General features: G+C 58.3%; 23 protein-coding genes and 1 tRNA gene. 11 read left to right on the top strand and 13 right to left on the bottom strand.

Translation table 11 applies throughout. From position 1 onward, the window contains the following. Positions 1-2 precede the first annotated feature (2 nt). The 4 genes from ACO6TG_RS03160 to ACO6TG_RS03175 form a co-directional block, all read right to left on the bottom strand. Positions 3-1226 (bottom strand): type II restriction endonuclease, encoded by a 1224-nt coding sequence (locus ACO6TG_RS03160; RefSeq protein ID WP_422376824.1) that lies wholly within the window; start codon positions 1224-1226, stop codon positions 3-5. Beyond that, positions 1223-1681: a very short patch repair endonuclease gene (locus tag ACO6TG_RS03165; protein WP_422376825.1), complete on the bottom strand. Its 459-nt coding sequence runs from the start codon at positions 1679-1681 to the stop codon at positions 1223-1225. The genes ACO6TG_RS03160 and ACO6TG_RS03165 overlap by 4 nt, the downstream gene beginning before the upstream one ends. After that, positions 1674-2936, bottom strand: a complete 1263-nt coding sequence (gene dcm, locus ACO6TG_RS03170; RefSeq protein WP_422376826.1) for a DNA (cytosine-5-)-methyltransferase — start codon at positions 2934-2936, stop codon at positions 1674-1676. The genes ACO6TG_RS03165 and dcm overlap by 8 nt, the downstream gene beginning before the upstream one ends. Positions 2937-3186: 250 nt before the next feature. Then, a tRNA-Leu gene (locus ACO6TG_RS03175) sits at positions 3187-3272 on the bottom strand. Between the two features lie 223 nt (positions 3273-3495). On the opposite strand from ACO6TG_RS03175, the gene map reads away from it, so the two are divergent. The 3 genes from map (at position 3496) to ACO6TG_RS03190 (ending at position 7492) form a co-directional block, all read left to right on the top strand. Further along, positions 3496-4326, top strand: a complete 831-nt coding sequence (gene map / locus ACO6TG_RS03180; protein WP_422376827.1) for a type I methionyl aminopeptidase — start codon at positions 3496-3498, stop codon at positions 4324-4326. A 9-nt stretch (positions 4327-4335) separates the two neighbouring features. Continuing rightward, positions 4336-5046: a RadC family protein gene (gene radC / locus ACO6TG_RS03185; RefSeq protein ID WP_422376828.1), complete on the top strand. Its 711-nt coding sequence runs from the start codon at positions 4336-4338 to the stop codon at positions 5044-5046. A 163-nt stretch (positions 5047-5209) separates the two neighbouring features. After that, positions 5210-7492, top strand: a complete 2283-nt coding sequence (locus ACO6TG_RS03190; protein WP_422376829.1) for a bifunctional diguanylate cyclase/phosphodiesterase — start codon at positions 5210-5212, stop codon at positions 7490-7492. A gap of 7 nt (positions 7493-7499) precedes the next feature. On the opposite strand, the gene meaB is transcribed toward ACO6TG_RS03190, so the two are convergent. Together meaB and ppdK are read right to left on the bottom strand one after the other, a co-directional pair. After that, positions 7500-8456 carry a methylmalonyl Co-A mutase-associated GTPase MeaB gene (gene meaB, locus ACO6TG_RS03195; RefSeq protein ID WP_422376830.1) on the bottom strand — a complete coding sequence of 319 codons (957 nt, stop codon included), beginning with the start codon at positions 8454-8456 and terminating at the stop codon, positions 7500-7502. A gap of 41 nt (positions 8457-8497) precedes the next feature. Beyond that, a complete protein-coding gene (gene ppdK / locus ACO6TG_RS03200; protein ID WP_422376831.1) occupies positions 8498-11170 on the bottom strand; it encodes a pyruvate, phosphate dikinase in 2673 nt (890 codons plus the stop codon). Between the two features lie 369 nt (positions 11171-11539). On the opposite strand from ppdK, the gene ACO6TG_RS03205 reads away from it, so the two are divergent. Together ACO6TG_RS03205 and ACO6TG_RS03210 are read left to right on the top strand one after the other, a co-directional pair. Beyond that, on the top strand, positions 11540-13327 hold the full coding sequence (locus tag ACO6TG_RS03205) for a tetratricopeptide repeat protein (protein ID WP_422376832.1): 1788 nt from the start codon (positions 11540-11542) through the stop codon (positions 13325-13327). A gap of 13 nt (positions 13328-13340) precedes the next feature. Then, positions 13341-14222 carry a 4-(cytidine 5'-diphospho)-2-C-methyl-D-erythritol kinase gene (locus ACO6TG_RS03210; protein WP_422376833.1) on the top strand — a complete coding sequence of 294 codons (882 nt, stop codon included), beginning with the start codon at positions 13341-13343 and terminating at the stop codon, positions 14220-14222. 115 nt (positions 14223-14337) lie between these two features. On the opposite strand, the gene ACO6TG_RS03215 is transcribed toward ACO6TG_RS03210, so the two are convergent. Together ACO6TG_RS03215 and ACO6TG_RS03220 are read right to left on the bottom strand one after the other, a co-directional pair. Continuing rightward, positions 14338-15171, bottom strand: coding sequence for a hypothetical protein (locus ACO6TG_RS03215; protein ID WP_422376834.1), 834 nt, complete (start codon positions 15169-15171; stop codon positions 14338-14340). 497 nt (positions 15172-15668) lie between these two features. After that, positions 15669-16685, bottom strand: a complete 1017-nt coding sequence (locus tag ACO6TG_RS03220) for a polyprenyl synthetase family protein (RefSeq protein WP_422376835.1) — start codon at positions 16683-16685, stop codon at positions 15669-15671. A gap of 175 nt (positions 16686-16860) precedes the next feature. Here ACO6TG_RS03220 and ACO6TG_RS03225 point away from each other — a divergent pair, with 175 nt between their 5' ends. Continuing rightward, positions 16861-17097: a DUF2007 domain-containing protein gene (locus ACO6TG_RS03225; protein ID WP_422376836.1), complete on the top strand. Its 237-nt coding sequence runs from the start codon at positions 16861-16863 to the stop codon at positions 17095-17097. Between the two features lies 1 nt (position 17098). Continuing rightward, positions 17099-17899, top strand: a complete 801-nt coding sequence (locus ACO6TG_RS03230; protein ID WP_094071199.1) for a tRNA1(Val) (adenine(37)-N6)-methyltransferase — start codon at positions 17099-17101, stop codon at positions 17897-17899. 17 nt (positions 17900-17916) lie between these two features. On the opposite strand, the gene ACO6TG_RS03235 is transcribed toward ACO6TG_RS03230, so the two are convergent. Both ACO6TG_RS03235 and ACO6TG_RS03240 read right to left on the bottom strand, forming a co-directional pair. Further along, entirely contained in the window at positions 17917-18189 is a 273-nt protein-coding gene (locus ACO6TG_RS03235) for an usg protein (protein ID WP_094071200.1), read from the bottom strand. Positions 18190-18338: 149 nt separating this feature from the next. Then, positions 18339-18626 carry a c-type cytochrome gene (locus tag ACO6TG_RS03240; protein ID WP_422376837.1) on the bottom strand — a complete coding sequence of 96 codons (288 nt, stop codon included), beginning with the start codon at positions 18624-18626 and terminating at the stop codon, positions 18339-18341. 215 nt (positions 18627-18841) lie between these two features. Between ACO6TG_RS03240 and ACO6TG_RS03245 the strand changes: the two genes are divergently transcribed. The 3 genes from ACO6TG_RS03245 to ACO6TG_RS03255 are packed head-to-tail and all read left to right on the top strand — an operon-like array spanning position 18842 to position 21394. Then, positions 18842-19780, top strand: a complete 939-nt coding sequence (locus tag ACO6TG_RS03245) for an AAA family ATPase (RefSeq protein WP_422376838.1) — start codon at positions 18842-18844, stop codon at positions 19778-19780. A 55-nt stretch (positions 19781-19835) separates the two neighbouring features. Further along, positions 19836-21050 (top strand): vWA domain-containing protein, encoded by a 1215-nt coding sequence (locus ACO6TG_RS03250; protein WP_422376839.1) that lies wholly within the window; start codon positions 19836-19838, stop codon positions 21048-21050. An 11-nt stretch (positions 21051-21061) separates the two neighbouring features. Beyond that, on the top strand, positions 21062-21394 hold the full coding sequence (locus tag ACO6TG_RS03255) for a pyrophosphatase (RefSeq protein ID WP_422376840.1): 333 nt from the start codon (positions 21062-21064) through the stop codon (positions 21392-21394). 12 nt (positions 21395-21406) lie between these two features. Here ACO6TG_RS03255 and ACO6TG_RS03260 read toward each other — a convergent pair whose 3' ends face one another. The 3 genes from ACO6TG_RS03260 to ACO6TG_RS03270 form a co-directional block, all read right to left on the bottom strand. Then, positions 21407-21712 (bottom strand): PepSY domain-containing protein, encoded by a 306-nt coding sequence (locus ACO6TG_RS03260; RefSeq protein ID WP_422376841.1) that lies wholly within the window; start codon positions 21710-21712, stop codon positions 21407-21409. A 22-nt stretch (positions 21713-21734) separates the two neighbouring features. Beyond that, complete coding sequence (locus tag ACO6TG_RS03265; protein ID WP_422376842.1) at positions 21735-22349, bottom strand: sulfite oxidase heme-binding subunit YedZ; 615 nt, start codon at positions 22347-22349, stop codon at positions 21735-21737. Between the two features lie 264 nt (positions 22350-22613). Then, complete coding sequence (locus ACO6TG_RS03270; protein ID WP_422376843.1) at positions 22614-23138, bottom strand: L,D-transpeptidase; 525 nt, start codon at positions 23136-23138, stop codon at positions 22614-22616. Between the two features lie 256 nt (positions 23139-23394). Here ACO6TG_RS03270 and ACO6TG_RS03275 point away from each other — a divergent pair, with 256 nt between their 5' ends. Next, positions 23395-24042, top strand: a complete 648-nt coding sequence (locus tag ACO6TG_RS03275) for a YceI family protein (protein ID WP_422376844.1) — start codon at positions 23395-23397, stop codon at positions 24040-24042. Positions 24043-24085 lie beyond the last annotated feature (43 nt).

The following is a 24085-nucleotide window of genomic DNA, read 5'->3' on the forward strand; positions in this document are numbered from 1 at the left end:
AATCAATTGATTTGGCGCTTGCGAACAAGATCGATGAAATCTGAAATCGCCATCAACCATTCTCGCTGACTTTCCCGATAACTCTGATGAAGACGTCGCGGCAGAACAAGCTGCAAGTTGACTCCTTTCATTTGCTCGGTCTGGTGCTCGGAAATAGCCGGTTCGAGAGTGAGAAGGTGTTTCCGGTCAATCCGTTCGGCTTCGGCAAGCACCTGACGCCATCGGTCTTTCAGGGTTGACTTGGCACCGAGCATTGTCAGCCGTTCCGCAGGAAAGTCGGCATCGTGATAGCGCTCCGCTCCGGGAAACAGGAAATCAGGTTTGTTGCGATTTTCTGTCAGGGCACCGCGTGAGTATCTGACACCGTTTCCCTCAAAAATTGCCTCCAGATGATTTTCCAATGACTGACCGGCACGTGCCTTCCGCCTGTTCTGGACACTCAGCGAGAAAGCGAGAAATCCGTCAACATCGGCGTCCCCGGCTGAATAAAACCCGTTCTGTAACCGTTCTGACACGATGTGGCGCTCAAGTCTGCGGAACATGGCCTCTTCACGTTCAAGCCATGCGACCAGCGCATCGTCGGAATTGTCGCGGACGGAGATTTCAGGCAGGGAGGAACGGGCAAGCGCCGAAAACTCCCGCGTTGTGGGAAATTTCATACCAAACCGTTCGATCAGGCTATCCAGCTTGTCGGACTCCGGCTCTTCGGGCTCGATCCCAAGTTCATCCAGAATGTAACGAACGGTGAAGTCCAGTTCCGCGTCCTGGTTCCCGCCAATCTCGTGGGCGGAAAATTCAAGTTCCGGTTCTTCTTCCAGACCAAACAACCAGAGTAGCTGGTTCTGCACCGTGCTTCCGGCAGGCGTGATAATCACCATAGCGGTATCGTCACGCCGCAATGCCAGAAAGAAGGTTTCTCCCTCTTCCATCATCGCTGTGACTTCATTGGCTGGATAATAGAGTCGATATTCCGTACGTGTGGGATGTTTGCGGCGTGCGTCGTACCAGCTGATCACGCTTTCGGCGGTCACACCGGCCTGTTCACCTCCAAGCCAGATAAAACGTGTTGGAATGTTTTTCCGGTCGTCGTCGCCGAAAAGGTCACGCAACGGCCTCGAACCATTGAACTCATGCTGATTGGAGCTGGTCGGACTTGTCTCAACCTTGCTCAGGCGCTTCACAGCCACGCCTTCGAAATAATCGGAGAGGAAACCCCGCGCGATCATAACGGGTCTCCGTGTAGTTCAAGTAAAGGTTCCGCAGATTTAAGCCATGAGATCAAACGTCTGATCACAAGATCTCCCGCGAGGCGCGTCTTGCCCTTCAAGGCACATTCCCAGACCGTGCCAATCCGCCATCCAAGGCTTTCCAAGGCCTTGACCGTGACCTTGTCCCTATTAACATTCGAGGCAATTTTCCGTTGCCAGAAATCGGTTCTTGTCGCTGGCAGCCTGAAAAGGTGACAGTCGTGCCCATGCCAGAAGCAGCCGTGAACAAAGATAATAGCCCGATATTTCGGGAAGACCAGATCTGGTTTGCCGGGAAGTTTCCTGTCATGCAATCGGTAACGAAATCCAGCCTTATGGAGCGCTTGCCGGATAATCAGCTCTGGCTTGGTATCCTTGCCACGGATACCGGACATCATCCGGCTGCGAACCTCTCTCGAAACAACGTCAGCCATTTACGACAGCAGCTTTCCGTTCATCCTTCTCTATCACTTCAATCGGAATGATCTCAGCTGGCTTCGTCGCTCGCAATAACCACGGACTCATCGCCTCCGCAACAGCCTCGACAACGGGTACGACCACCGCATTGCCGAATTGTTTGTAGGCTTGCGTATCCGAAACCTTAATGTCCCAGACCCGGTTGCCGCGTTCAAAACCCATCAGTCTCGCGCATTCCTTCGGTGTCAGACGACGGGGACGCTTCTGCTCCCCTTGATCAATCAGGATCTCGGAGCCATCCTTGTAATAACGGGCGGAAAGCGTTCTAGCCACATCATCGGGGCCAAAGAGGCCAAACCCGAACCCGTTGCCTTTTGCCTCGTGCTTTTTCTTGTATCCTTGCAAATAGTCCCAGAGTTTAGGGGTCAATGTGTACTTCTCGTCGACCTTCGGTAACAGGATACTCCCGAGTTTAGGCTCTGGACCGGTCGGCACAATGACATCATCAAACGAAAATCCGGCATTCCTGTCCCGGAAACCGACAATAAATATCCGCTCCCGACCTTGGGGCACCCAAGGTTTCGCGCTGATGATCCGCGTCTCGACCTTGTAACCAAGCTCCTCTTCGAGAACTTTCATAATGGTCGTGAACGTATTGCCACCATCATGACTTTTCAGGTTTTTGACATTTTCAAGCAGGAATGCGTCGGGCTTATGGTGTTGGATAATCTGCGCAACATCGAAGAAGAGTGTTCCTTGCGTTGCATCCATAAATCCGTGCGGACGTCCAAGCGCATTCTTTTTGGAAACACCGGCAATGGAAAACGGCTGGCAGGGAAATCCCGCAAGCAGGACATCATGGGCCGGTATGCGTGAAAGCGCCTCGCTACTTGTTGTGTATTCCCGGATATCACCTGCGAAAACATGCTCTGGATCTTCCGGAAAATTTCTCCGGTAGGTGTCTGCAGCGTATTTGTCCCATTCGCTGGTGAAAACACATTTTCCGCCGATATTCTCGAAGCCAATACGCAAACCTCCGATCCCGGCGAACAGATCGATAAACCGAAATCGGACGTCTTTCTGAACTGGACGGTTGTGCTTTGCAAGCAAACGCAACATATCCAGAGCGAGTGGCGTCGGAGAACAGTCGCCATTTTCATGACGGTAGGCTGACCTGAGTGAAACCTTGGTGACCCGCGCTGCTTCTTCAATTGTAAGACCAGCCAGTTCCCTTAGCTGGGCAAACTCCGTCTTGTCTTGCTGTTGCGCCACGCACCGAATCCTTTGCTGTGTCGATTTTTGACATGCTGGCACAAAGTTTCTCAGAAAACAATAAAATGTTCCCTTTTTGTTCTCACTTATCCTTAATCATGCACAGCTTCCAACAAACAAGGTAGCAAGCAACCGATAATCTAGATTGAGGTGCGAAGCCCAATCTCCTGACACTAAACAGCATGAAATGCTTTTGCTATATGCAAACTGCCGAGTTGCGGTCTGAATTCGTACCTAAGTAAAAACAAAATGGTGCGGGCGACGGGACTCGAACCCGTACAGCCTAGGGCCGAGGGATTTTAAGTCCCTTGTGTCTACCAATTCCACCACGCCCGCAGATCCCCTTCCCCTAACGGCCCTGCAAAAAAAGCGCAAGACGCAAGGCTTGCAATTGCGGTTTCCGGGTGCCGCTTTCCACGTTCGCGTGTTTTTGCGTCAAGTGACGCTGGAAATTGGCGGCTTTGAACGGTATGTGGAAGGGTAATCCAAGAACAATGCGCAGGCAGCGACCATGCCGGGTCCAGCAGCCACGCAGATAAGTGCGAGACACGGACACCCCATGGTCAGCTATATCGACGCCGCCGACGCTCCCCTGAAGAACACCGGACAGGTGCGCCTTTACGGGCCTGAGGATTTTGAAGGCATGATGCGCGCCGGGCAATTGACCGCCGCGTGCCTGGACGAGCTGGCCGCCCTCGTCAAACCGGGAACGACCACCCAGGAAATCGACGATTTCGTCTACCAGTATGGCCGCGATCACAACGCCCTGCCGGCGACGCTGAACTATCGTGGATACACCAAGTCCAGCTGCACCTCGATCAACCATGTTGTCTGTCACGGCATTCCGAATGACAAGGCGCTTCGCGACGGCGACATCGTCAATATCGACGTAACCTTCATTCTCGACGGCTGGCACGGTGATTCCAGCCGCATGTACCCGGTCGGACAGCTGAAGCGCGCCGCAGAACGCCTGATCGACGTCACCTACGAATCGCTGATGCGCGGCATCGAGGCCGCCAAGCCGGGCAACACCACTGGCGACATCGGCCATGCCATCCAGACCTATGTCGAGGCGCAGCGCTGCTCCGTGGTGCGCGATTTCTGCGGCCACGGTCTCGGCCTTCTGTTCCACGACACGCCGAACATCCTGCATTACGGCCGCCCGGGCGAAGGGGTTGAGCTCAAGCCCGGCATGATCTTCACCATCGAACCGATGGTCAATCTCGGCCGCCCGCATGTCAAAGTGCTGAGCGACGGCTGGACGGCGGTCACCCGCGACCGCTCGCTGTCGGCCCAGTTCGAACATTCCATCGGCATCACGCCCGACGGCTGCCAGATCTTCACCACCTCGCCAGGCGGCATTCACAAGCCGGGACGGCCGAACGACTGACAGGAGTAAATGGACCAGAAGTCTTTTGACGGCATTGCCGGCTCACCCGAGCCGAACCACAAGGGCCACCGCCAGCGACTGAGAGAGCGGTTCCGTAAAACCGGCGAGCAAGGGCTCGCCGACTATGAGCTTCTGGAATTCCTGTTATTTTCCGCCCTGCCCCGCCAGGACACCAAGCCGATCGCCAAAGCCCTACTGCAACGTTTCGGCTCCTTTCCCGCCGCGCTCGCCGCGCCGCGCGAACGGTTGAAGGAAATTCCGGGCCTGTCCGACATCAGCATCGACACGCTCCAGGCCGTCCATGCCGCAATCATCCGCTACCATCGCTCCGGTATCCCCGAAAAGACCGTGCTGGAAAGCTGGCAGGGCGTGATCGACTACCTGCAGGCCGCCATGGGCCAAAGCGATATCGAACAGTTCCGGGTGCTTTATCTGGACAAGAAAAACGCGCTGATCGCGGACGAGATCCAGCAGACCGGCACGGTCGATCATACACCGGTCTACCCGCGCGAGGTCATCCGGCGGGCGCTAGAACTTGCCGCTACAGCTATCATCCTGGTTCACAATCATCCGTCCGGCGACCCGACGCCCTCCCGTGCCGATATTCAGATGACCCAGAAAATCATCTCGATTGCCGACCCTCTGGGCATCACCGTGCATGATCACATTGTCGTCGGCCTACGTAAAAATGTCAGTTTTCGAAGTCTTCAGTTGATCTGAACTATAACCCGCACAGATCGCCTTCTGAAACATCCGAAAGTTCTTTAAGGCCTTGGAGAAAATGGATCGGAACTTTTTCTTGTTTACCGATATTTTACTATAGTTCTGCGGCATTCCTTAACCGAGTTCGACAATACTCTGCGCGTAGCAACTGGGCAGATGTATGTACAATTCGTCTAAAAACTCTGGCGGACAGATTGCAAACGCGATCATCATTCCGATGGTCGTGGTCGTCGTCATTTCGGTTTTTGGCATTTTTGGCCTGATGCACTGGTCTGCCAGATTGTCGGACGAAACCGCGGAACAGTCCCAGCACAAGCTCATTGCCGGCGCGCTGCAATTGACCAAGAACTACCTGGTCAAACTGCAGAACGGCGTGGTCATCTGGGACGAGGCTTATCACCGGATCAACCAGCCGGATCCCGATCAGAGCTGGATCTATGACAACATCATGCACTGGCTGTTCCAGAACCATGGTTTCACCAAATCCGTTCTGATCAACCGCGACTTCGAAGTCGCCTCCGTCTATGCCCAGAACCACACCAGCAAATGGATGGACGACCAGCTCTTCAGAGACCTGTCGCCGTCAGTTGCCAAGGTCAGGGCCCGCTATATCAACTCCTTCACGCGCACCCCGTCCGGCCTGTACAGTTTCGTGCCGCAGAGCAGCGACGCGCGCCGGTCAATCGCCGAAACGGGGGTTGTCGCTCTGGCCGGCGAACCGCATCTGTTCAGCGCGGCCGCGGTCATGCCGCAGATCCAGTCAATTGCAAAAGAGCGTTTTCCGCCTTCGGTTCTCGTCAGCCTGGTGCCATTGCGCGGCGAAAAGCTGAAGGACATTTCCGAAATGTCCCGGCTGGACGGCTTTGTCCTGACCAATTCCCAGACCGGCCGGGATGGTGTTGGCCGCTATCAGCTGCGGTCACCTCGCAATGCGGATATCGGTATGATCGCCTGGCAAACCACGCAGCCGGGCACCCTGATGCTGCAGCGGATCAACCCGTTTCTGGCGCTCGCAGCGTTCATGATCGCAGCCGTTGTTATCCTGGTGACGCTGTTCACGCGCCAGATGACCCGGCGCCTTGCTCACAGTGAAGCCAAGGCGGTTCATGCCGCCCGTCATGATGCGCTGTCCGGCCTTCCCAACAGGGCCCGCTTTCATGCGCTTCTGACCGACACGCTGGAAGAGAGCATTCACAGGCAAAGCAACACGGCCGTCGTCTATATCGACCTTGATCACTTCAAGGATATCAACGACACGCTGGGGCATTCGGCCGGCGACAAGGTCATTGTCGCGGTTGCGCAACGTCTGAAACGGGTTATCCCGGAATCCGGCATCGTTGCCCGCATCAGCGGCGACGAATTCGCCATGGTCATCAAGGACTGCGAAGATGATGTCTGGCTGGAATATGTTCTGGACCAGGTACAGGACGAAATCGCCCGCCCCATCATGATCGGACGCCGGGAACTTCACGCCAGCCTCTCGATGGGTGCTGCCATCGCCCCGCGCGACGGCAATGATCCTGACGAACTTCTGCGCAAGGCCGACATCGCCCTTTACGATGCCAAGGCCAATGGCCGCAATCGGCGTTCCTTCTTCGAAGCCAACATGGAACACCATGTCCAGTCCAAGGACAGGCTGTCCCGCGAACTGCGTCTTGCGCTTAAAAATGATGAGCTGGACCTGGCCTACCAGCCCCAGACCGACACCAGCGCCGAGCGGATCGTGAGTGTGGAGGCCCTCGCCCGCTGGACCAAGGAAGACGGCACCGTCGTCTCTCCCGCCCAGTTCATTCCGGTTGCCGAGGAAACCGGCCTGATCAACGATCTGGGCCTCTGGGTCCTGAACAAGGCCTGCGCCCAGGCCCATGAATGGCCCGGCATCGTCATGTCGGTCAATGTCTCGCCCAACCAGTTCAAGCATCCGCGCTTCGTGGAAAAGGTGATGGCGATCCTGGCTTCCAACAACCTGCCGCCGCAGCGGCTTGAAATCGAGGTCACGGAAACCGTCTTTGCCGGGCGCAATGACTCGGTTCTGAAGGCCTTGCGGCGCCTGAAAAACCTTGGTGTCAAAGTGGCACTGGATGATTTCGGCTCCGGCTATTCAAGCCTCAGCTATCTGCGCCGGTTCCCGTTCGACACGCTCAAGATCGACCGGGATTTCGTCTCCGACATGAATGGCAACGAGGAAGCGGAAGCCATTCTCGTGTCGATCATCCAGCTCGGCAAGGCGCTCGGCATGACCATCGTTGCCGAGGGTATCGAAACCCTGGAGCAGATCCGCTTCCTGCAGGCCCATGACTGCCACCGGATGCAGGGCTATTTCATCTCCAAGCCGCTGCCCGAAGCTGCCCTCACCAAATTCCTGGAAGATTTCAATGGCGATGGCGGCACGTCTGGTTTTGGCACTGATCTCAGCTACCAGGCACAGGTGGCGAAGGGTTGAACTGCGCCTACCTCTCCAGACGTAATTGCAACTCGGTCGAAAACGCAGCAAAGCTTCTGAAAGGCGCTGTTTCGGCGTGTTCAAGCCAGGCCGTTGTCTTCTCCGCAGCCATCACCCTAAGCCCGGCTGCCCCGAATTCTGCCCGCACCATATCCTTGAACCAGGCCGCATGCTGGGCCCGGCGCCGCTCGCTCAATCGGCCGCAGTCTTCCAGAAACACCCGGTGCCGGTTCAGCTGGCTGACCAACTCGTCAATGCCTGTCTGGTTTTGCGCCGAGACTTCGCAAACAGGTACCTGCCAGTCCTCTGCTGTTGATCGGCTCAGGGACAGCGCGCCCTTCACATCCGACGCGGCCCGGCGCGCCAGGACCTCCATATCCGCTTTGGTCACCGCGACGACATCCGGCAGTTCCATGATGCCGGCTTTCATGAATTGCAGGCTGTCACCGGAGCCCGGCTGAATGCACAGGACAACACTGTCGACGGCCTGTTTCAGATCCCCTTCCGACTGACCGATGCCGACGGTTTCAACGATCACCCGATCGCAAACCGCTCTTAAAAGCGCAATGGCAGCCACCGCTTCGTCGGAAAGACCGCCGAGCCTGTCGCGCGCAGCCATGGAGCGGACAAAAACGCCGTCATCATCCGGGTCTGTCTTCAGTCGTGTGCGATCCCCCAGAAGGGCGCCCCCCGTCAGCGCGGACGACGGGTCGACCGCAAGCACGCCAACCCGAAGCCCGTCAGCGCGGAATGCGCTGATCAAGGCATCGGTAAGACTGGACTTGCCGACACCAGGAGGTCCTGTCAGACCCAACACGTGGCCAAGGGGCCTGTTTGCGACGTCATCCAGAAAAGCCGCGGTTACCGGATCTGCGGCGTGCGTTTCCAGACGGGTAAGCACCCGCGACAGCAGACGTTTGCCTCCTGCGCGCAGCTCAACCAGATCCGGGAAGGAGCCGCTCACCTGCGCGGCTCCTCAAACAGGGCTCGGGTCAGCAAGACCACTCAGCCTGCAGTTTTCTTCTTGAGCGCCGCCTGAGCGGCGGCCAGGCGGGCGATCGGGACGCGGAACGGCGAGCACGAAACATAGTCCAGGCCCACCCCCTCGCAGAAGGTGATCGAGGCCGGGTCGCCGCCATGCTCACCGCAAATGCCAAGCTTGATGTCCGGGCGGGTCGACCGGCCGCGCTCCACGCCGATCTTGATCAGCTCACCGACGCCCTCCTGGTCGAGCGACACGAACGGGTCCTGCTCCATGATGCCACGGGTCTGGTAGGTGCCGAGGAACGATGCCGCGTCATCGCGCGAAATACCGAAGGTCGTCTGTGTCAGATCGTTGGTACCGAAGGAGAAGAACTCGGCGGACTGCGCGATCTCGGCCGCTTTCAGAGCCGCGCGCGGCAACTCGACCATGGTGCCGATCTGATAGGTCAGTTCCGCACCGCTCTCCTCCATGACGGCCTTGGCCATGGCCTCGATGCGCTGACGCACCAGATCGAGTTCGCCCTTCAGGCCAACCAAAGGCACCATGATTTCCGGAACAACCGGCGCTCCGGTGTCCTTGGCAGCCTGGACCGCGGCTTCAAAGATTGCTCGTGCCTGCATTTCCGCAATTTCCGGATAGGACACCAGCAGGCGGCAACCGCGATGGCCAAGCATCGGGTTGAATTCCTCCAGCGCCAGCGCCCGGTCTCGCAGGCGCTCCGGATCGGCCCCCATGGCCGTTGCGACTTCGGCAAGCTCCTCATCCGATTTCGGCAGGAACTCGTGAAGCGGCGGATCGAGAAGACGGATGGTGACCGGCAGACCGTGCATGATCTCGAACAGCTCGATGAAATCCTGCCGCTGCATCGGAAGCAGCTTGGCGAGCACCGCCCGGCGCCCCTCTTCCGTCTCCGCCAGGATCATCTCACGCACCGCAACGATACGCTCGCCTTCGAAGAACATATGTTCCGTGCGACAGAGACCGATGCCCTCCGCACCGAATTCACGCGCCACCTTGGCATCCTGAGGCGTTTCGGCATTGGTGCGCACGCGCATGCGCCGTCCCTTGTCAGCCCAGCCCATCAATGTGCCGAAATCACCGGAGAGCGTCGGCTGAAGCATCTTCACTTCGCCCAGAAGGACCTGGCCGGTTGCCCCGTCAATCGTGATCGTGTCGCCTTCCTTCAGCTGCCGTCCCGCAGCATTGATGACGCCATTGCGATAGTCGATGCGAAGCATACCGGCACCGGCCACGCAGGGCTTGCCCATACCGCGTGCCACGACGGCCGCGTGGCTGGTCATGCCGCCACGGCTGGTCAGGATGCCCTCGGCCGCATGCATGCCGTGAATGTCTTCCGGGCTCGTCTCCACCCGAACCAGAATGACCTTGCGTCCCTCGGCCTTGGCCTTTTCCGCTTCGTCGGAGGTAAAAACAATGGCGCCGGACGCAGCCCCCGGAGAGGCCGGCAGACCGGTCGTGATCACGTCGCGTTCAGCGTTCGGGTCAATGGTCGGGTGCAGCAACTGGTCGAGCGCGCCCGGCTCCACCCGGCCGATAGCGACATCTTCCGACAGCAGGCCTTCAGCGACCATGTCGACCGCGATCTTCAGGGCTGCCTTGGCCGTCCGCTTGCCATTGCGGGTCTGCAGCATCCAGAGCTTGCCCTTCTCGATGGTAAACTCCAGGTCCTGCATATCCCTGTAATGCGCTTCCAGCTTGTCGCAATAGCTCTGGAATTCCGCAAAGGCTGCCGGCATCAGGCTTTCCAGAGATGGATTGGAAGAGCCCGCCTCAATCCGTGCCTTTTCGGTGATGTCCTGCGGTGTGCGGATACCAGCAACCACATCCTCGCCCTGGGCATTGACCAGAAACTCACCGTAGAGCGCCTTTTCACCGGTGGACGGGTTGCGGGTGAATGCGACACCTGTTGCCGAATCCTCACCCATATTGCCGAACACCATGGCCTGGACATTGACGGCCGTGCCCCAGGACGCCGGCAGGTCATGGAGCCGGCGATAGGTTACCGCCCGCGGCACCATCCAGGAGCTGAAAACGGCTCCGACTGCGCCCCAGAGCTGCTCCTGGGGATCCTGCGGGAACGGCTTTTCCAGTTCCTCTTCCACCAGTGCCTTGAATTGCTCGATAATGCCGAGCCAGGCATCCGCGTCGATTTCCGTATCGAGCGTAAGCTCGTTGCGCTCCTTGTAATCTTCGAGGATCTCCTCGAATTCGTGATGGTCAAGCCCGAGCACCACGTCGGAATACATCTGGATGAAGCGCCGGTAGCTGTCATAGGCAAAACGCCGGTCGCCCGCCTCGACAGCCAGGGCCTCGACAGTCTCGTCGTTGAGGCCGAGATTGAGCACCGTGTCCATCATTCCGGGCATGGAAACCCTGGCGCCCGAGCGCACCGACAACAGCAACGGCCTGTCGGTGTCACCGAATTTCCGTCCCGTGATCCCACCGACTTTTTCAACGGCTTCCGCGACCTGGGCGGCCAGTTCGTCCGGATAGGATTTTTCGTGCGCATAGTACCAGGTGCAGACTTCGGTGGTGATCGTGAAACCCGGTGGGACCGGCAGTCCAAGACTGCTCATTTCGGCAAGGTTTGCGCCTTTGCCGCCGAGCAGGTTGCGCATTTCCGCAGCACCCTCGGCATCGCCATCACCGAAACTATAGACCCATTTGGTCATCTACCACTCTCCTCACCTGGGCATCCGGAGACCCGTTCGACTGCGATCAAGGCCCAATCCCGACCGCCGGCCAACAGGTGTCTACCCTATGTGCTTTCGCACATTCTCAGTTTGACCTGGGGCAAATTGTGCGCCCCCGGCTATATTGCACCGCACATTCCTGCGACAGCACTTGTTTGTCTTCAAGCCCTTTTTGCCGGAAAACCGTATCCTTGCGCCATTTGGCTGGGTAATTCCGACGATGTGCAAAATCAAAAGGATTTAAACCCTCAGAAAGTTACCCCGGCCTTCTTGCCGGTCAGCCTTAAAGACGCCATTGTCAAAGGCAATAAGCAACAATCGATGTGACGGGTAATCAAAGTGCGAGGAATGATGACAAACGTGACCGGCGCCGCTGTGAACACGGACCGCAGACCGCTGCGGCTGAAGCTCCTTGCGCTGGTCAGCGTGCTTGCCTTGTCACCGGCTCTGGCGTTTGCAGACACCAACGCCGGATCTCAGGTCTTCGGCACGCCTTCCGGGCTGCCCTTCACCTTGTCCGGCAGCTATCTGTCCGGACGCCTCGCCGGCTTCGAAAAAGACTATGGCCAGGCCGCCGCCTTCTACGAGGAAACGCTGGCCGCCGACCCGACCAACACCATGCTGCTGGAGCGGACCTTCCTGCTGAAACTCGCCAATGGCGATGTCGAGGAAGCTGTTCATTATGCCGGCGAACTGGAAAAGGCCGGTCTGCAGAATTTCCTGGCACAGCTTGCGCTTGGCGCATCCGACATGGTCGAGGGCCAGTACGCCAAGGCAGACGAGACTCTTTCCAAGGGCCGCAACGGCCCGCTTGCGCAGCTCTCCATCGGTATTGCCCGGGCCTGGGCACTTTATGGCAATGGCAAGATCGATGAGGCGCTGGACACAATCGACGCCCTGAGCGGACCGGACTGGTTCGAGGTTTTCAAGGCAACGCACAAAACCCACCTGCTCTTTGCCGCCGGCCGCAACCCGGAAGCTCTTGAAGCTGCGGAAGGCGCCTATGCGGTCGACCAGGGCGCCATTCGTGTTGTCGACGCCTATGCCCGTGTGCTTGCGGCAAACGGAAGGCAGAAGGAGGCTCTGGAAGCCCTCGACCTGTACGACGAGCAGTTCCGGGGTCATCCAAAGCTGGACCAGACCCGCGCCATCATCTCAAGCGGAGAAGTCATTCCGCCAATGGTCACCGACCCGTCGGAAGGGATGTCCGAAATCCTTTATGGCCTTGGAGCGGTGATTGGCCGGGACGGCGGCGAGGAACTGTCGACATCCTACCTGCAACTCGCCCTTTTCCTGGATCCCAAGGCCGAATTCGCTGCGATTGCGCTTGGCAGCATCTTTGAGCGCATGGAACAGCCAGAACGCGCCATCGAAGCGCTGATGATGGTTCCGGCGGACAGCGTCCTGAAGCGCGAGGCCGAAATCCAGGTTGGTATGAATTTCAACCAGCTTGAAAAACTCGACGACGCTCGCGAGCATCTCCAGGCGCTGATCGACGAAGACCCGTCGGACCTGGAAGCGGTGATCGCGCTCGGCAACGTTCTGCGCTCCCACGAGATCTATGACGATGCCGATGCCATCTACACCCAGGGCATCGACACGATCGAGGAACTGGAAAACCGGCACTGGCTGCTGCTCTATTTCCGCGGCATTGCCAGGGAACGCCTGGGCAAATGGGATCTGGCGGAAGCCGACTTCCGCAAGGCCCTGGAGCTCAACGAAAACCAGCCGCTTGTCTTGAACTACCTGGGCTACTCGCTGGTAGACCAGGGCCTGAAACTCGACGAGGCGCTTGAGATGATCAAGACGGCGGTCGAGTTGCGGCCGACCGATGGTTACATCGTTGACAGTCTCGGCTGGGTCTATTTCCGCCTGGGCCGCTACGAGGAAGCCGTCAAGGAACTGGAGCGGGCGATTGAGCTGCGCCCTGCGGATCCGGTCATCAACGATCATCTGGGCGATGCCTACTGGATGGTAGGCCGGCGGAACGAAGCCCGCTTTCAGTGGAATCATGCCCGCGATCTCGGACCGGAAGAGAAAGAACTTCCGAAAATTCTCGACAAGATCGCCAATGGACTGAAAGATCCGGAAGGAACCGACGCAGCCAAGGCCGAAACCGGCAACAACGGCGGCTGACCGGAAACGCGAAATGTCCCTTCAAACAGCCACGACTGCCCGGGTGGAACTTGCCCGGGCCAAGGTGAATCTGGCGCTGCATATCACTGGTCGGCGGTCAGACGGCTATCACCTGCTCGATTCGCTGGTGGCCTTTCCGCAGATCGGGGACCGGATTGCCGTCGAGCCGGCAGACAAGCCGGAGCTGAGGCTGGAAGGCCCGTTCGCCCGCGATCTGGACGGTCCGACAGAACACAATCTTGTCCTGAAAGCGGTCAGCGGCTTTGCCGCCAGAGCCAACATTACAATGCCTTCGGTCAGGCTGACGCTCACCAAACGCCTTCCGGTCGCCTCCGGCATCGGCGGCGGCTCCAGCGACGCGGCAACGACCTTACGGCTTCTGGAAGACTTCACCGGAACATACCTTTCCGAAGACGCCATGCACGCCCTGGCCCTGTCGCTGGGCGCCGACGTTCCGGTCTGCCTTTACCCCGAAGCGCAGCGCATGAGCGGCATCGGTGACGAACTCGCCCCCGGTCCTGTCCTGCCCAACTGCGGCATCGTGCTGGTCAATCCCAAGGTTGGTGTCTCGACCCCGGAGGTTTTCGCGGCCTTGAGCCATCGGGACAATGACGCCTTGCCGCTTGTGCCGGAGAAGTTCGAAACCCTGTCACAGCTCACTGCCTATCTCGTGAGCTGCCGCAATGATTTGCAGGGCCCGGCAGAGAGCCTGTGTCCGGACATCAGTGCGGTGCTTGCGGCCCTTCAGGAAGATACAAGGATCGAATTCAGCCGCATGTCGGGCTCGGGCGCGACCTGTTTTGGCCTGTGCGACCAAAAACACGCCATGGATCTTGAACGCAGCCTGAGGGCTGAACATCCAAACTGGTGGATTGCCTCCGGCCCGTTGACATGAAATTCGAACAATTCTGCCGATTAGTGACCCAAAAAGCTGTAACGGCACAGTACTTTTGAGTACAGCCATATTTTTTGCGACACCACTCAGCTAAATAGCCTCCTCCACCCTGCCATTATTGAGATTTTTTTCGACAGTCCAGTTCCTTTACTTCAGAATTCAGCTTATCAAATAATCTTTTCAATCGCTTTTCTTCATTCTCGGTCACCGATACATTCTGCTCTGCCTGCAAACGCGACGGTGCTAAGCGCACTAGCGCTGCCTTCTGGTCTTCAAGCTCCTGAGGTCCCTCGATTGTTTCAAACGTGTTGCCCCACGACGTGTCCCGCCAAAGGTAGTCAGAGTTTGGCCCTAACACTGAGGCGGCCTCCTGCAGCTCCGAAGCCACACGCTCAGCTTCTTCTGGAGTGGAAGGAAGGAAATCGAAGATTCGATAATCGCTTGGGTCAAAACCATGGCTCATGAAAACGAGCCGTTTGTCTCTTCTGGTTCCCGGGCTCGATGGAATTCCGCCATCAATCATAGAGGAATAAAATCGATCTAGTATCGGCTTGGGAACGACACATCGTTGCGGAGTACAATCAAAAGAAGCAAACTCATCTTTAAATTCTGCTGCGGCGTCATGCAGTATTGAAGCGTAAGATCGCATTTCATTTCGCACCTCCAGTTCTACGAAGAAGCCTTCGATCAGTTGCTTGCGCCGATTGGCATACGCTATGTCAGACTCAACACTACTTAGGTGCCGTCGGGCATCTCTGGCGATTTTTCTTTGTGCACGATAGTCACCAGATACAGTGATTAATTGAGACCTAAGCTCAGCACATCTGGCATCAGCAGGCGAATTGTCAAAAATCGCTGGGCGATAGGCAGGGACAAGTGCTGCGGCTGCTAACGCGAGCCCAAACACACCAAAAAACAAAGCAATCTTTTGATCTCGCGTTAATTTCATGCTTGGCATCCCGAGATGATATCGTTGAATTGAACATGCTAAAAAAAGAGTGTGCCATCATATCACTCTCCAAGCGATCTGATGCGACGGTCTTCAATTACTGATTGTCCACTCTAAAGAAATTGCCCCCGTGCGCGACATTCACTACGCACGAAAATACGCTTACCTCAGCAGAATATGCCCATCAGATCTATTCAAAAATTGGTAACTATCAAATACTGGAACGACACTAAACATCTTCGCCGCATTGAGAAAAAACAAATATAAGACCCTCAGACTGAGCGCGCACTTAAAAACAACTTCTCTTCAGAACGAATTACTACCGCCTAAAATATATTAAATCTAAAAACTATAAAATATTCAGATCAGAAATTTTAAGCTTACTGAAGCCATCATTCGACCTCACTAAAAGAAGCTGCGCTTGCCTCACGCAACCTCGTTAGCATTGAACTGACTTCAGATTCGCGTTTTCTCGTCTATACAAAGTCTTGCAACAATCAGCTCACACGGGAGATGCAGAAGGAAACGGCATCGGCAAGGGCGTCGTTATGCGCACCTGCCGGCAGGGTTTCCAGCGCCCTCAGCGCATTGTTGCCGTAGGTCTTCGCCCGTTCGACCGTTTCCGCCAAAGCATCGTATTTCTTCAGAAGGTCGATGGCCTGTTCCAGATCGCCATCGGCAACATCTTCGCCCTCGAGGCAGCGCTTCCAGAATTCGCGATCGGCATCCGTGCCACGCGCGACCGCCAGCACAACGGGGAGCGTGATCTTGCCTTCGCGGAAATCATCGCCGACATCCTTGCCGAGATCGGCTGAGGAGCCGCCATAATCCAGGGCATCGTCGACCAGCTGGAAAGCATAGCCAAGTTCAAGGCCATATGTTCGGGCGGCCTTTTTCATGTCTTCCGACTGATCCGCGATCACCGGACCGACTTCAGCCGCAGCAGCAAACAGGGCTGCCGTCTTGGCCTCGATCACGCGCAGATAGTCCGCCTCGGTGGTGGCGATATTCTTGGCCGCACCGAGCTGCAGCACTTCGCCTTCCGCAATCACTGCCGACGCGGTGGACAGGATGCGCAGTGCTTCCAGCGAACCGACATCAACCATCATCTTGAAGGCCTGGCCGAGCAGGTAATCGCCAACCAGGACGCTGGCCTGATTGCCCCAGAGCTTGCGTGCCGCCAGTTTGCCGCGGCGCATGTCACTTTCATCAACCACGTCATCATGCAGCAGTGTCGCTGTGTGCATGAATTCGACACTGGCTGCCAAGGTGACGTGCCCCTCGCCCTGATAGCCGAACATGTCGGCACAGGCGAGCGTCAGCATCGGCCGCAGCCGCTTGCCGCCTGAGGAAATCAGGTGCTTGGCGATCTCCGGGATCAGTTCAACATTTGAACCGGCCTTGGACAGGATCAGTTCATTGACATCCGCCATGCCAGAAGACACAAGGTCCACCAGAGGCTGAATGCTCGGCTGGCGCGTCTGATTGTCAGAATAGGTTGCAACAACGGCCACTTATGGCACTCCCTGAATATTTGAGCGGACAATATGGTGCGATGGCCTCCGGGGCAAGCCGCCAATCCGTTGACAAACGCTTGAATTGCCACGATCAGCAGGTTTTGCTGTAGACCAGTCGACCGCACTCCGACAAGACACATTGAATTGCTGAACCGCTAACGCCGGGAAAACTATGGAAGAACTCGTCAGAACCAACGATCCAGTGCTGATTTCGTTCCTGGAATCGATTCTAGAGGAAGCCGGCATCAAGCATTTTGTCGCAGACGGCAACATGAGTATCCTGGAAGGATCGCTTGCCATGATCCCGCGGCGTGTCCTTGTTGACGGCGATCAATTACAGCAGGCCCGCAGGCTGGTGTGTGACGCCGGCCTTGAACATGAACTGCGCCCGGAACGCGGACAGGCCTGAGATGACGACGCCCCCGGCCACCTCGGAACCGGAAACGACGCATGACGCCTTTCTGGGCGGCAAGGTCTATGTCCACCAGCCGAGACGTGGCCGCCACCGGGCGGGGCTTGATGCCGTCTATCTTGCAGCAGCGCTGCCGGAAGGAACCAGGGGACATGTTGTCGATCTTGGTGCCGGTGTCGGCACCGCCGGTTTTTGTGCTGCGGCGCGTCTGCCTGACATCAAGGTGACACTGGTCGAGATCGACCAGACCGTGCTAGATCTCGCCCGGCGTGGCCTGAACGACCCGGCCAATGCCGCCTTTGCGGACCGCATCTCCCTTCTGGAGGCCGACATCACCGCAAAGGGCAGCCAGCGTCACGCAGCTGGCCTGACACCCGCGATGGCCGACCATGCCATCATGAACCCGCCCTATTACGAGGCCGAGAAATTCCGCGCTTCACCAAACACGGCCCGGGCAGGCGCCCATATGCTGGACGATCGCGGCCTGGAACCCTGGGCCAAGACGGCAACGGATATCGTGCGCGACGGGGGCAGCCTGACGGCCATCTTCCGCGCCGACGGTCTGCGCGAACTTCTGGATGTGCTTCAGGGCCGCTTTGGCGCGATTGACGTCATACCCTTGCGTCCGAGGCCCGAGGCACCGGCCACGCGGGTGCTCATTCGCGCCATTCGCGCCAGCAAGGCGCCCTTGCAGCTGCTGCCCGGCTTTGTCTTGCACGCGGGCAGCGGATCGGACTTCACCGACCAGTCTCGCGCCGTGATGCGCGACGGGGCCGGCCTGGGCCTCACCCCGCGATAACCCGCGATCAGCCGTCTTCAGTGAATGAGGATTTCACCATCCGCATAGCGGAAATCGACCGGCTCGATCAAGTTCTGATGGGCGATCCGAACAGAGTGAATGCTGCCTTCGATCTCCCGTTCCCAGAACGTCAGAAACCGGGTCAGTTCCGGAAATTTCGGTGCAAGATCTTCGGTTTGCCAGAGGAAACTCTGCAGAAACCGCGGGTGATCCGGCAAGTGGTAGAGGATCTCCGCGGTGAGCAGTCCATATCCCAGGAACCGTTTTTCAAAGTCAGAGCTGGTTGTCATGCCAATCCTTTCTTTTGCCTAAGAAAAGAGTGTCACGGAACTCTGGTTAACCAAACCCGACTTTTGGTCAATTCCTGTTCAAAAACATAACTTTAGCAGCACTCTAGCACGCCTGCTAACAAAGCGCCGTCCATGGACCGGGCAACCGATTAATTGGATTGGATGGAGCTCAAATACCCTAAAAAGGCGTCGATGTCATCCGGGGCAAAGGCAACTTCCGGCATGTTTTCATGCGCGGTCACGATGCCTTCGGCCAGCGGTTCCTCAAGACTTTCGAGCGGATAGAGCTTGGAGAGATCGCGAAAAGCTGGCGCCCCCTCCTGTGCGCTGACATCGTCAACGGCAACGGCGTGGCAGGCTGCACAATGGATTTCCGCAAGTTCCCGCCCGGAGGCCAGGCTGGCGGCATCGGTCGGATAGCCGGTGTCTGAGGCCATGGCGGCAGTCCCGCACATCAAGACCGCAGCCGCCCAAAGAATCGTTTTGCCAGGCAACACTCTCTCCTCCCTTGAATCAGTTGCGCTTTTATAGAAGGTTCGGAAGCAGAAACACATTAGGGGGATCACGTGGCCGCTGCGATGCCCCCTTGCACATGGCCATGCCGTGATGCTGCCTATATACATCTGGGATTGCCCTGCCCGCCGGAGACACCATGAGCCAATTGCCCCTGCCCGCTTCCATTGACGACACGCTCCAGCTGATGGATCAGGCCGGTTACGTCGCCGACCGGTCCCTGGCAACCGTCCTGCATCTTGCCCTGAAGATGAAGCGGCCCCTGTTTCTGGAAGGGGAAGCCGGTGTCGGCAAGACCGAAATTGCCAAGGTGCTGTCGACGACGCTCGGACGCGACCTGATCCGCCTGCAATGTTACGAGGGTCTCGATGTCGCGTCCGCCGTTTACGAGTGGAATTATCCGGCCCAGATGGTCGAGATCCGCGTGGCGGAAGCTGCCGGCGACACGGACCACTCGGAACTGTCGAAGTCGATCTTCGACGAACGGTTCCTGATCAAGCGCCCCGTCTTGCAGGCCCTGGAGCCTTCCCTGTCCGGTGCGCCCGTGTTCCTGATCGACGAGCTCGACCGGGCCGACGAGGCCTTTGAGGCGTTCCTTCTCGAAGTGCTCGCCGACAACCAGGTTTCCATTCCCGAACTCGGCACCATCAAGGCCGAAGAACCGCCGATCGTGATCATCACCACCAACCGGACCCGGGAGATCCACGACGCCCTGAAGCGCCGCTGTCTCTATCACTGGGTCGACTACCCGGATGCCGAGCGGGAACTTGAGATCGTGCGCCGCAAGGTTCCAGGCGCCGCGGAACGCCTGGCGCTTGAGGTGGTCGCGTTCGTCCAGAAACTGCGCGCCGACGAGGATCTCTTCAAGCAGCCGGGTGTGGCCGAGACGCTCGACTGGGCGACAGCCCTTTCCGAGCTCAACGAGATTGCGCTCGACCCGGACATGGCCTCCGACACGCTTGGCGTCCTGCTCAAATACCAGGACGACATCGAGCGCGTACGCGGCTCCAAGGTGCGCCAGATGATCGACGACATTCGCAAGGACGTTCCGCAGCAGCCCTCCATGCCGGCCGTGTGAGCGAACGGCATGATCTTCGTTGTCGCCAAAAAACAGGGCAATCTGCGAGGCGAACATGTCTTCTTCGCCTGAGCTGCGCTCCCGCATCACGGACAATATCGTCTATTTCGCCCGCACGCTGCGCAAGGCGGGCGTGCCGGTCGGTCCGGCCTCGGTAGTCGATGCCGTTGCCGCGGTCGAGGTCAGCGGCATTCAGAACCGGGACGATCTTTACTGGACACTGCACGCAGTGTTCGTCCGCAAGCATGAACACAAGGTGCTGTTCGACGAAGCCTTCCGCATTTACTGGCAAAGCCGCGGCCTGATTGAAAAGATGCTGGCGGTGCTCTCCCCCGTGGCCCCGCCGCGCGGTGAACCGGAAAAGCCGAAGGCCGGCCAGACCCGAGTTTCCCAGGCCTTTGAGGCGGCCAGGGAACGGGTGGCAGAAGAAACGGTGCCGCAGATCGAGATCGACGCCAAGTTCACGGTATCCGGCAAGGAACTGCTGCAGAGCAAGGACTTCGCCCAGATGACGGCGGAAGAAATCGACGCGGCCAAACAGGCCCTCAGGTCAATGAGCCTGCCGATGGACAGGATCCGGCTCCGCCGGCTCACCCCTTCCGCAAAAGGCAAGGTCGATCCGCGCCGCACGCTCAGAGCCTCGATGCGCGCGGGCGGCGATATCATCGACCTCAAATTCCGCAAGCCGGCCGAAAAGCGCCCGCCTCTCGTGGTGCTTTGCGATATTTCCGGTTCCATGAGCCAGTATTCAAGGCTTCTGCTGCATTTCCTGCATGCCGCAACAGCTGAACGTCGAGATGTGCACACGTTCCTGTTCGGCACGAGACTGACCAATGTCACCCGTCAACTGCGGATGAAAGACCCGGATGAGGCTCTGGAGGCCTGTTCGGATGGGGTGGAAGACTGGTCCGGCGGGACCCGCATCGCCTCGGCGCTGCATGATTTCAACCGCCACTGGTCGCGCCGCGTGCTCTCCGGCAAACCGACGGTACTCCTCATCACCGATGGGCTGGAACGGGATACGGACGAGGATCTGGAACGGGAAATCGACAGGCTGCACCGCTCCTGCCGCCGCCTGATCTGGCTGAACCCGTTGCTGCGCTTTGACGGTTTCGAGGCCAAGGCCAAGGGCATCCGCGCCATGCTGCCCCATGTCGACGAATTTCGCGCCGTCCATTCCCTGGACGCCGTCGCAGACCTTGTTGCCGCGCTTTCCGGAAACGGCGGCATCACTGAAAAGGCCGACCCGAAACGCTGGCTCACCGCCTGAGGGATCTTCATGTGACCGACAAGACCTTGTCCGAAATCGAAGACGGCGTTGCGGCGGTCTCCGACATCTATGCCCGGCGCTTCGAAATTGAACGGGACAGCGGCTGGTATCTTGCCAAGCTCACCGAGGAACTCGGCGAACTCACGGCCGCCGATCTGAAATGTGCGGGCAAGGGCAGACCGAATGGCAAATCGGCGGAAGACCTGAAGCGGGCTTTGGCCGATGAAGCCGCGGACCTATTCGCGCACCTGCTTTTGTTTTGCAGGGATCGGGAGATTGATCTGCAAGAGGCCGTCAGGGACAAATGGCTTAGCTATCTGTCAGCAGCCGAACAGGCTGACTGACATCTGGCTGCCTTACCCCTCCTTCCGATAGAGGATCGTGCCGCGCTGGTTGATCAACATCACCTCGCCGGTCACCGGATGCACATAGACCTCGACCCGCTGTCCCTCCGGGGTCGTGCCATAGACTTCCCAGCAACCGCCATCTTCTTTCATGCGGCGCACCTGCCAGCCGTCACCGGTCAGTTTTTCGCTCACCTGCTCCTGAGAGAGCCAGGCGGCCCGATCCGTCGGTTCACACTCGTAGACGCCGGTGGCATAGGCCGGAAAGGCGAAGAGGCCAGCCAGCATGGATTGGATGGTGTAGAGCGTATAATTCATCGAATTCTCCTCCAGTCGGCGGTCAGGACGAAACAGGGGCTGGTTTTGCGCCGGGGCGATAGAGACGGAACACGCGGTAGGCCTCGAGCGCGGCAAGCGGCAGGAAATGCACCAGGGCCGGACCCAGATTGTTGTGCACGAAAATCCAATGCAGCAACGTTGCCACGGCCGCGACATAGACGCTGCGCTGAAGCGGCCGCCAATACCGCCCGAGTGCCCTGACCGACGCATCGTTCGACGTCAGACCAAGCGGCAGGAAAATGAAGAAGGCGAGCCAGCCGGTCCAGATGCCGAGGCTCCAGAACTCGCCGAGCACGGCTTTGAGCGACCCCATATCGACCAGGTAGAGCACCGTGTGGAAAACCGCATAGGCAAAGGCAGCCACACCAAAATAGCGCCGCCGCCTGGCCATCCAGAACCAGAATCTGGATTTCGGAAACATCAGCCGGAATGGCGAGATGACCATGGCTATGATCATGAAGCGCGCGGCAAATTCACCCGTCGGGTGCAACAGGGCTTCCGTGACCGGACGCCCGTCGTCGGGTCCCGCCCCGCCGATCAAGGCAACCATCATCGGGATCGACGGAAGTGCCAGCAGTGCCCATAGAAAGTAGCGTGAATTCAGAATGGTCAGCATGTCGCCCCTCGCCCGGATGAAAGATCCTGTGCCTTTGACGTTTCAAAGACTAGCAAGAAGGTGTCGCGCATCTGTGCCGGGAGCCCCCCGACTTTGTCGCAAAATGTAACGGCGTTTCTTGGATGAAACCCCACCGGCATCGTGTTGGGGCACTGGAGACCGGTGGGGCCATTAAAAAGGGCCTGAGAAGACCCGGCCTCACCTTATATTCAATTTCATGAAACTAGATGCGGCAAGCTGTCCCTGCGGCAAGCTGGCCGCCCACTACGGCAACGCGATGACCGGAGTTCGAATACCGACACGCTGGTAGAGATCCTGGATGTCGTGGTTGGCCATGCGAATGCAGCCATAGGAAACGGCGCGGCCGATGGATCCCGGCCGGTTGGTGCCGTGAATGGCGTAGTTGCCGTTGGAGAGCGTCATGGCGGCCACACCCATTGGATTGTTGGGTGCGCCTCCCTTGATCAGGGTCGGCAGATGCGGGTGATCCCGGCGTACCTCGGCTGAGGGCGACCAGTCCGGCCGCACGTATTTGCCGGTAATATAGGCCTGCCCTGTCCAGGATTTGCGGCGTTTGCCCACAGCCACCTTGTACCGGATGGCCCGGTTGCCGCGCAGAACCAGGTAAAGCCGCTTTTCGGAGTTTCTGATCACGATCGTCCCGGGCCTGAAACGGTGATCGGAAAACCCGACCAGCTCGGCTGCGCGAGCGGGGACGCTTCCTGACAAGACGAGAAACAGCACGAGAGCTGTCGGCGCGAAGACGCGGAACAAATCGGCCGGACGCATGGCACTTTCCTATTCCCAACCGGAATTCAACCTTGCCCAACCCTATCCTGCTCAAAGACTTGAAAGAACGGGCAGCGCGCTATTTTCTTAACAGAGGGTTAACAGGCGCCTTGAGCGCCTGTTCCTGGTCTTTCGCTTGTGACGCGCATCACTATGCCCGGCCGTGGCAACAGGGATACTTCAGGCATGGCTCCGGGAAGGCGGCTTTCCGGAACAAGGCGCATAGCAGCGCCGCCTGTTTCGACAGACCCGTTTCATGGCCAGCATCAAGGCCCAGCTCAAGGATATCGAGATGCCCCGTATCCCATTCCCGACTGCCCGTTTGCGGCATATCAGAACCCTGTTCGCCGGCCTTGTCGGTCTGCTGGCCCTCTCCCTGGCGGTTCAACCGGTCGCGGCCGGACCTCTGACCGGCACCTACACTTTGTCACCAGCCCAGGTGAACACCGGATTTTCCGTCAAGGTCCTCGGCGGCAAGCCCGTAACCGGCGCTTTCAAGAGCGTGTCCGGCAAGATGGTCCTCAATCAGAACCGGCCCGAAAAGAGCCACGTCAGTGTGAAGGTCGATCTGGGCAGTGTTCAGACCAACAACGACAAGGTCACCGGCTTCTTGAAAAGCGCCGCCATGTTCGACGTGGCCAATCATCCGGTCGCGGTCTTCAAAAGCACGCGGGTGCGCATGACCGGAGACCGCAGCGCTGAAGTGGAAGGTAACCTGACCCTGCGCGGCAAGACCATGCGCACCAAGCTGACAGTGAGGCTGACCGGCGCCAAGGCCAGTGGCGGTGTCGGTTTTGAAGTCACCGGTGGGTTTTTCAGAAGTTTCTACGGCATGAAAGCCGGCCAGCCGATCTATGCCGACAAGGTCAATCTGGTCATCAGCGGCACAGGCCGCCGCGGCTGATCGACGGCTCATCCCTTCGAAACAGCGCGTGTCCAGTCAAAAG

Origin of the sequence: Roseibium sp. (assembly GCF_965233565.1) — a bacterium.
GTDB lineage: Bacteria > Pseudomonadota > Alphaproteobacteria > Rhizobiales > Stappiaceae > Roseibium.

Coding starts and splice junctions, on each gene's coding strand:
- ACO6TG_RS03265 (WP_422376842.1), bottom strand. CDS start 22,349: ATGCTGACCATTCTGAATTCACGCTACTTTCTATGGGCACTGCTGGCA.
- ACO6TG_RS03240 (WP_422376837.1), bottom strand. CDS start 18,626: ATGGCCTCAGACACCGGCTATCCGACCGATGCCGCCAGCCTGGCCTCC.
- ACO6TG_RS03245 (WP_422376838.1), top strand. CDS start 18,842: ATGAGCCAATTGCCCCTGCCCGCTTCCATTGACGACACGCTCCAGCTG.
- ACO6TG_RS03235 (WP_094071200.1), bottom strand. CDS start 18,189: ATGACAACCAGCTCTGACTTTGAAAAACGGTTCCTGGGATATGGACTG.
- radC (WP_422376828.1), top strand. CDS start 4,336: ATGGACCAGAAGTCTTTTGACGGCATTGCCGGCTCACCCGAGCCGAAC.
- ACO6TG_RS03260 (WP_422376841.1), bottom strand. CDS start 21,712: ATGAATTATACGCTCTACACCATCCAATCCATGCTGGCTGGCCTCTTC.
- ACO6TG_RS03225 (WP_422376836.1), top strand. CDS start 16,861: ATGGAAGAACTCGTCAGAACCAACGATCCAGTGCTGATTTCGTTCCTG.
- ACO6TG_RS03210 (WP_422376833.1), top strand. CDS start 13,341: ATGTCCCTTCAAACAGCCACGACTGCCCGGGTGGAACTTGCCCGGGCC.
- ppdK (WP_422376831.1), bottom strand. CDS start 11,170: ATGACCAAATGGGTCTATAGTTTCGGTGATGGCGATGCCGAGGGTGCT.
- ACO6TG_RS03275 (WP_422376844.1), top strand. CDS start 23,395: ATGGCCAGCATCAAGGCCCAGCTCAAGGATATCGAGATGCCCCGTATC.
- ACO6TG_RS03215 (WP_422376834.1), bottom strand. CDS start 15,171: ATGAAATTAACGCGAGATCAAAAGATTGCTTTGTTTTTTGGTGTGTTT.
- ACO6TG_RS03165 (WP_422376825.1), bottom strand. CDS start 1,681: ATGGCTGACGTTGTTTCGAGAGAGGTTCGCAGCCGGATGATGTCCGGT.
- map (WP_422376827.1), top strand. CDS start 3,496: ATGGTCAGCTATATCGACGCCGCCGACGCTCCCCTGAAGAACACCGGA.
- ACO6TG_RS03190 (WP_422376829.1), top strand. CDS start 5,210: ATGTACAATTCGTCTAAAAACTCTGGCGGACAGATTGCAAACGCGATC.
- ACO6TG_RS03160 (WP_422376824.1), bottom strand. CDS start 1,226: ATGATCGCGCGGGGTTTCCTCTCCGATTATTTCGAAGGCGTGGCTGTG.
- ACO6TG_RS03230 (WP_094071199.1), top strand. CDS start 17,099: ATGACGACGCCCCCGGCCACCTCGGAACCGGAAACGACGCATGACGCC.
- ACO6TG_RS03205 (WP_422376832.1), top strand. CDS start 11,540: ATGATGACAAACGTGACCGGCGCCGCTGTGAACACGGACCGCAGACCG.
- ACO6TG_RS03250 (WP_422376839.1), top strand. CDS start 19,836: ATGTCTTCTTCGCCTGAGCTGCGCTCCCGCATCACGGACAATATCGTC.
- ACO6TG_RS03270 (WP_422376843.1), bottom strand. CDS start 23,138: ATGCGTCCGGCCGATTTGTTCCGCGTCTTCGCGCCGACAGCTCTCGTG.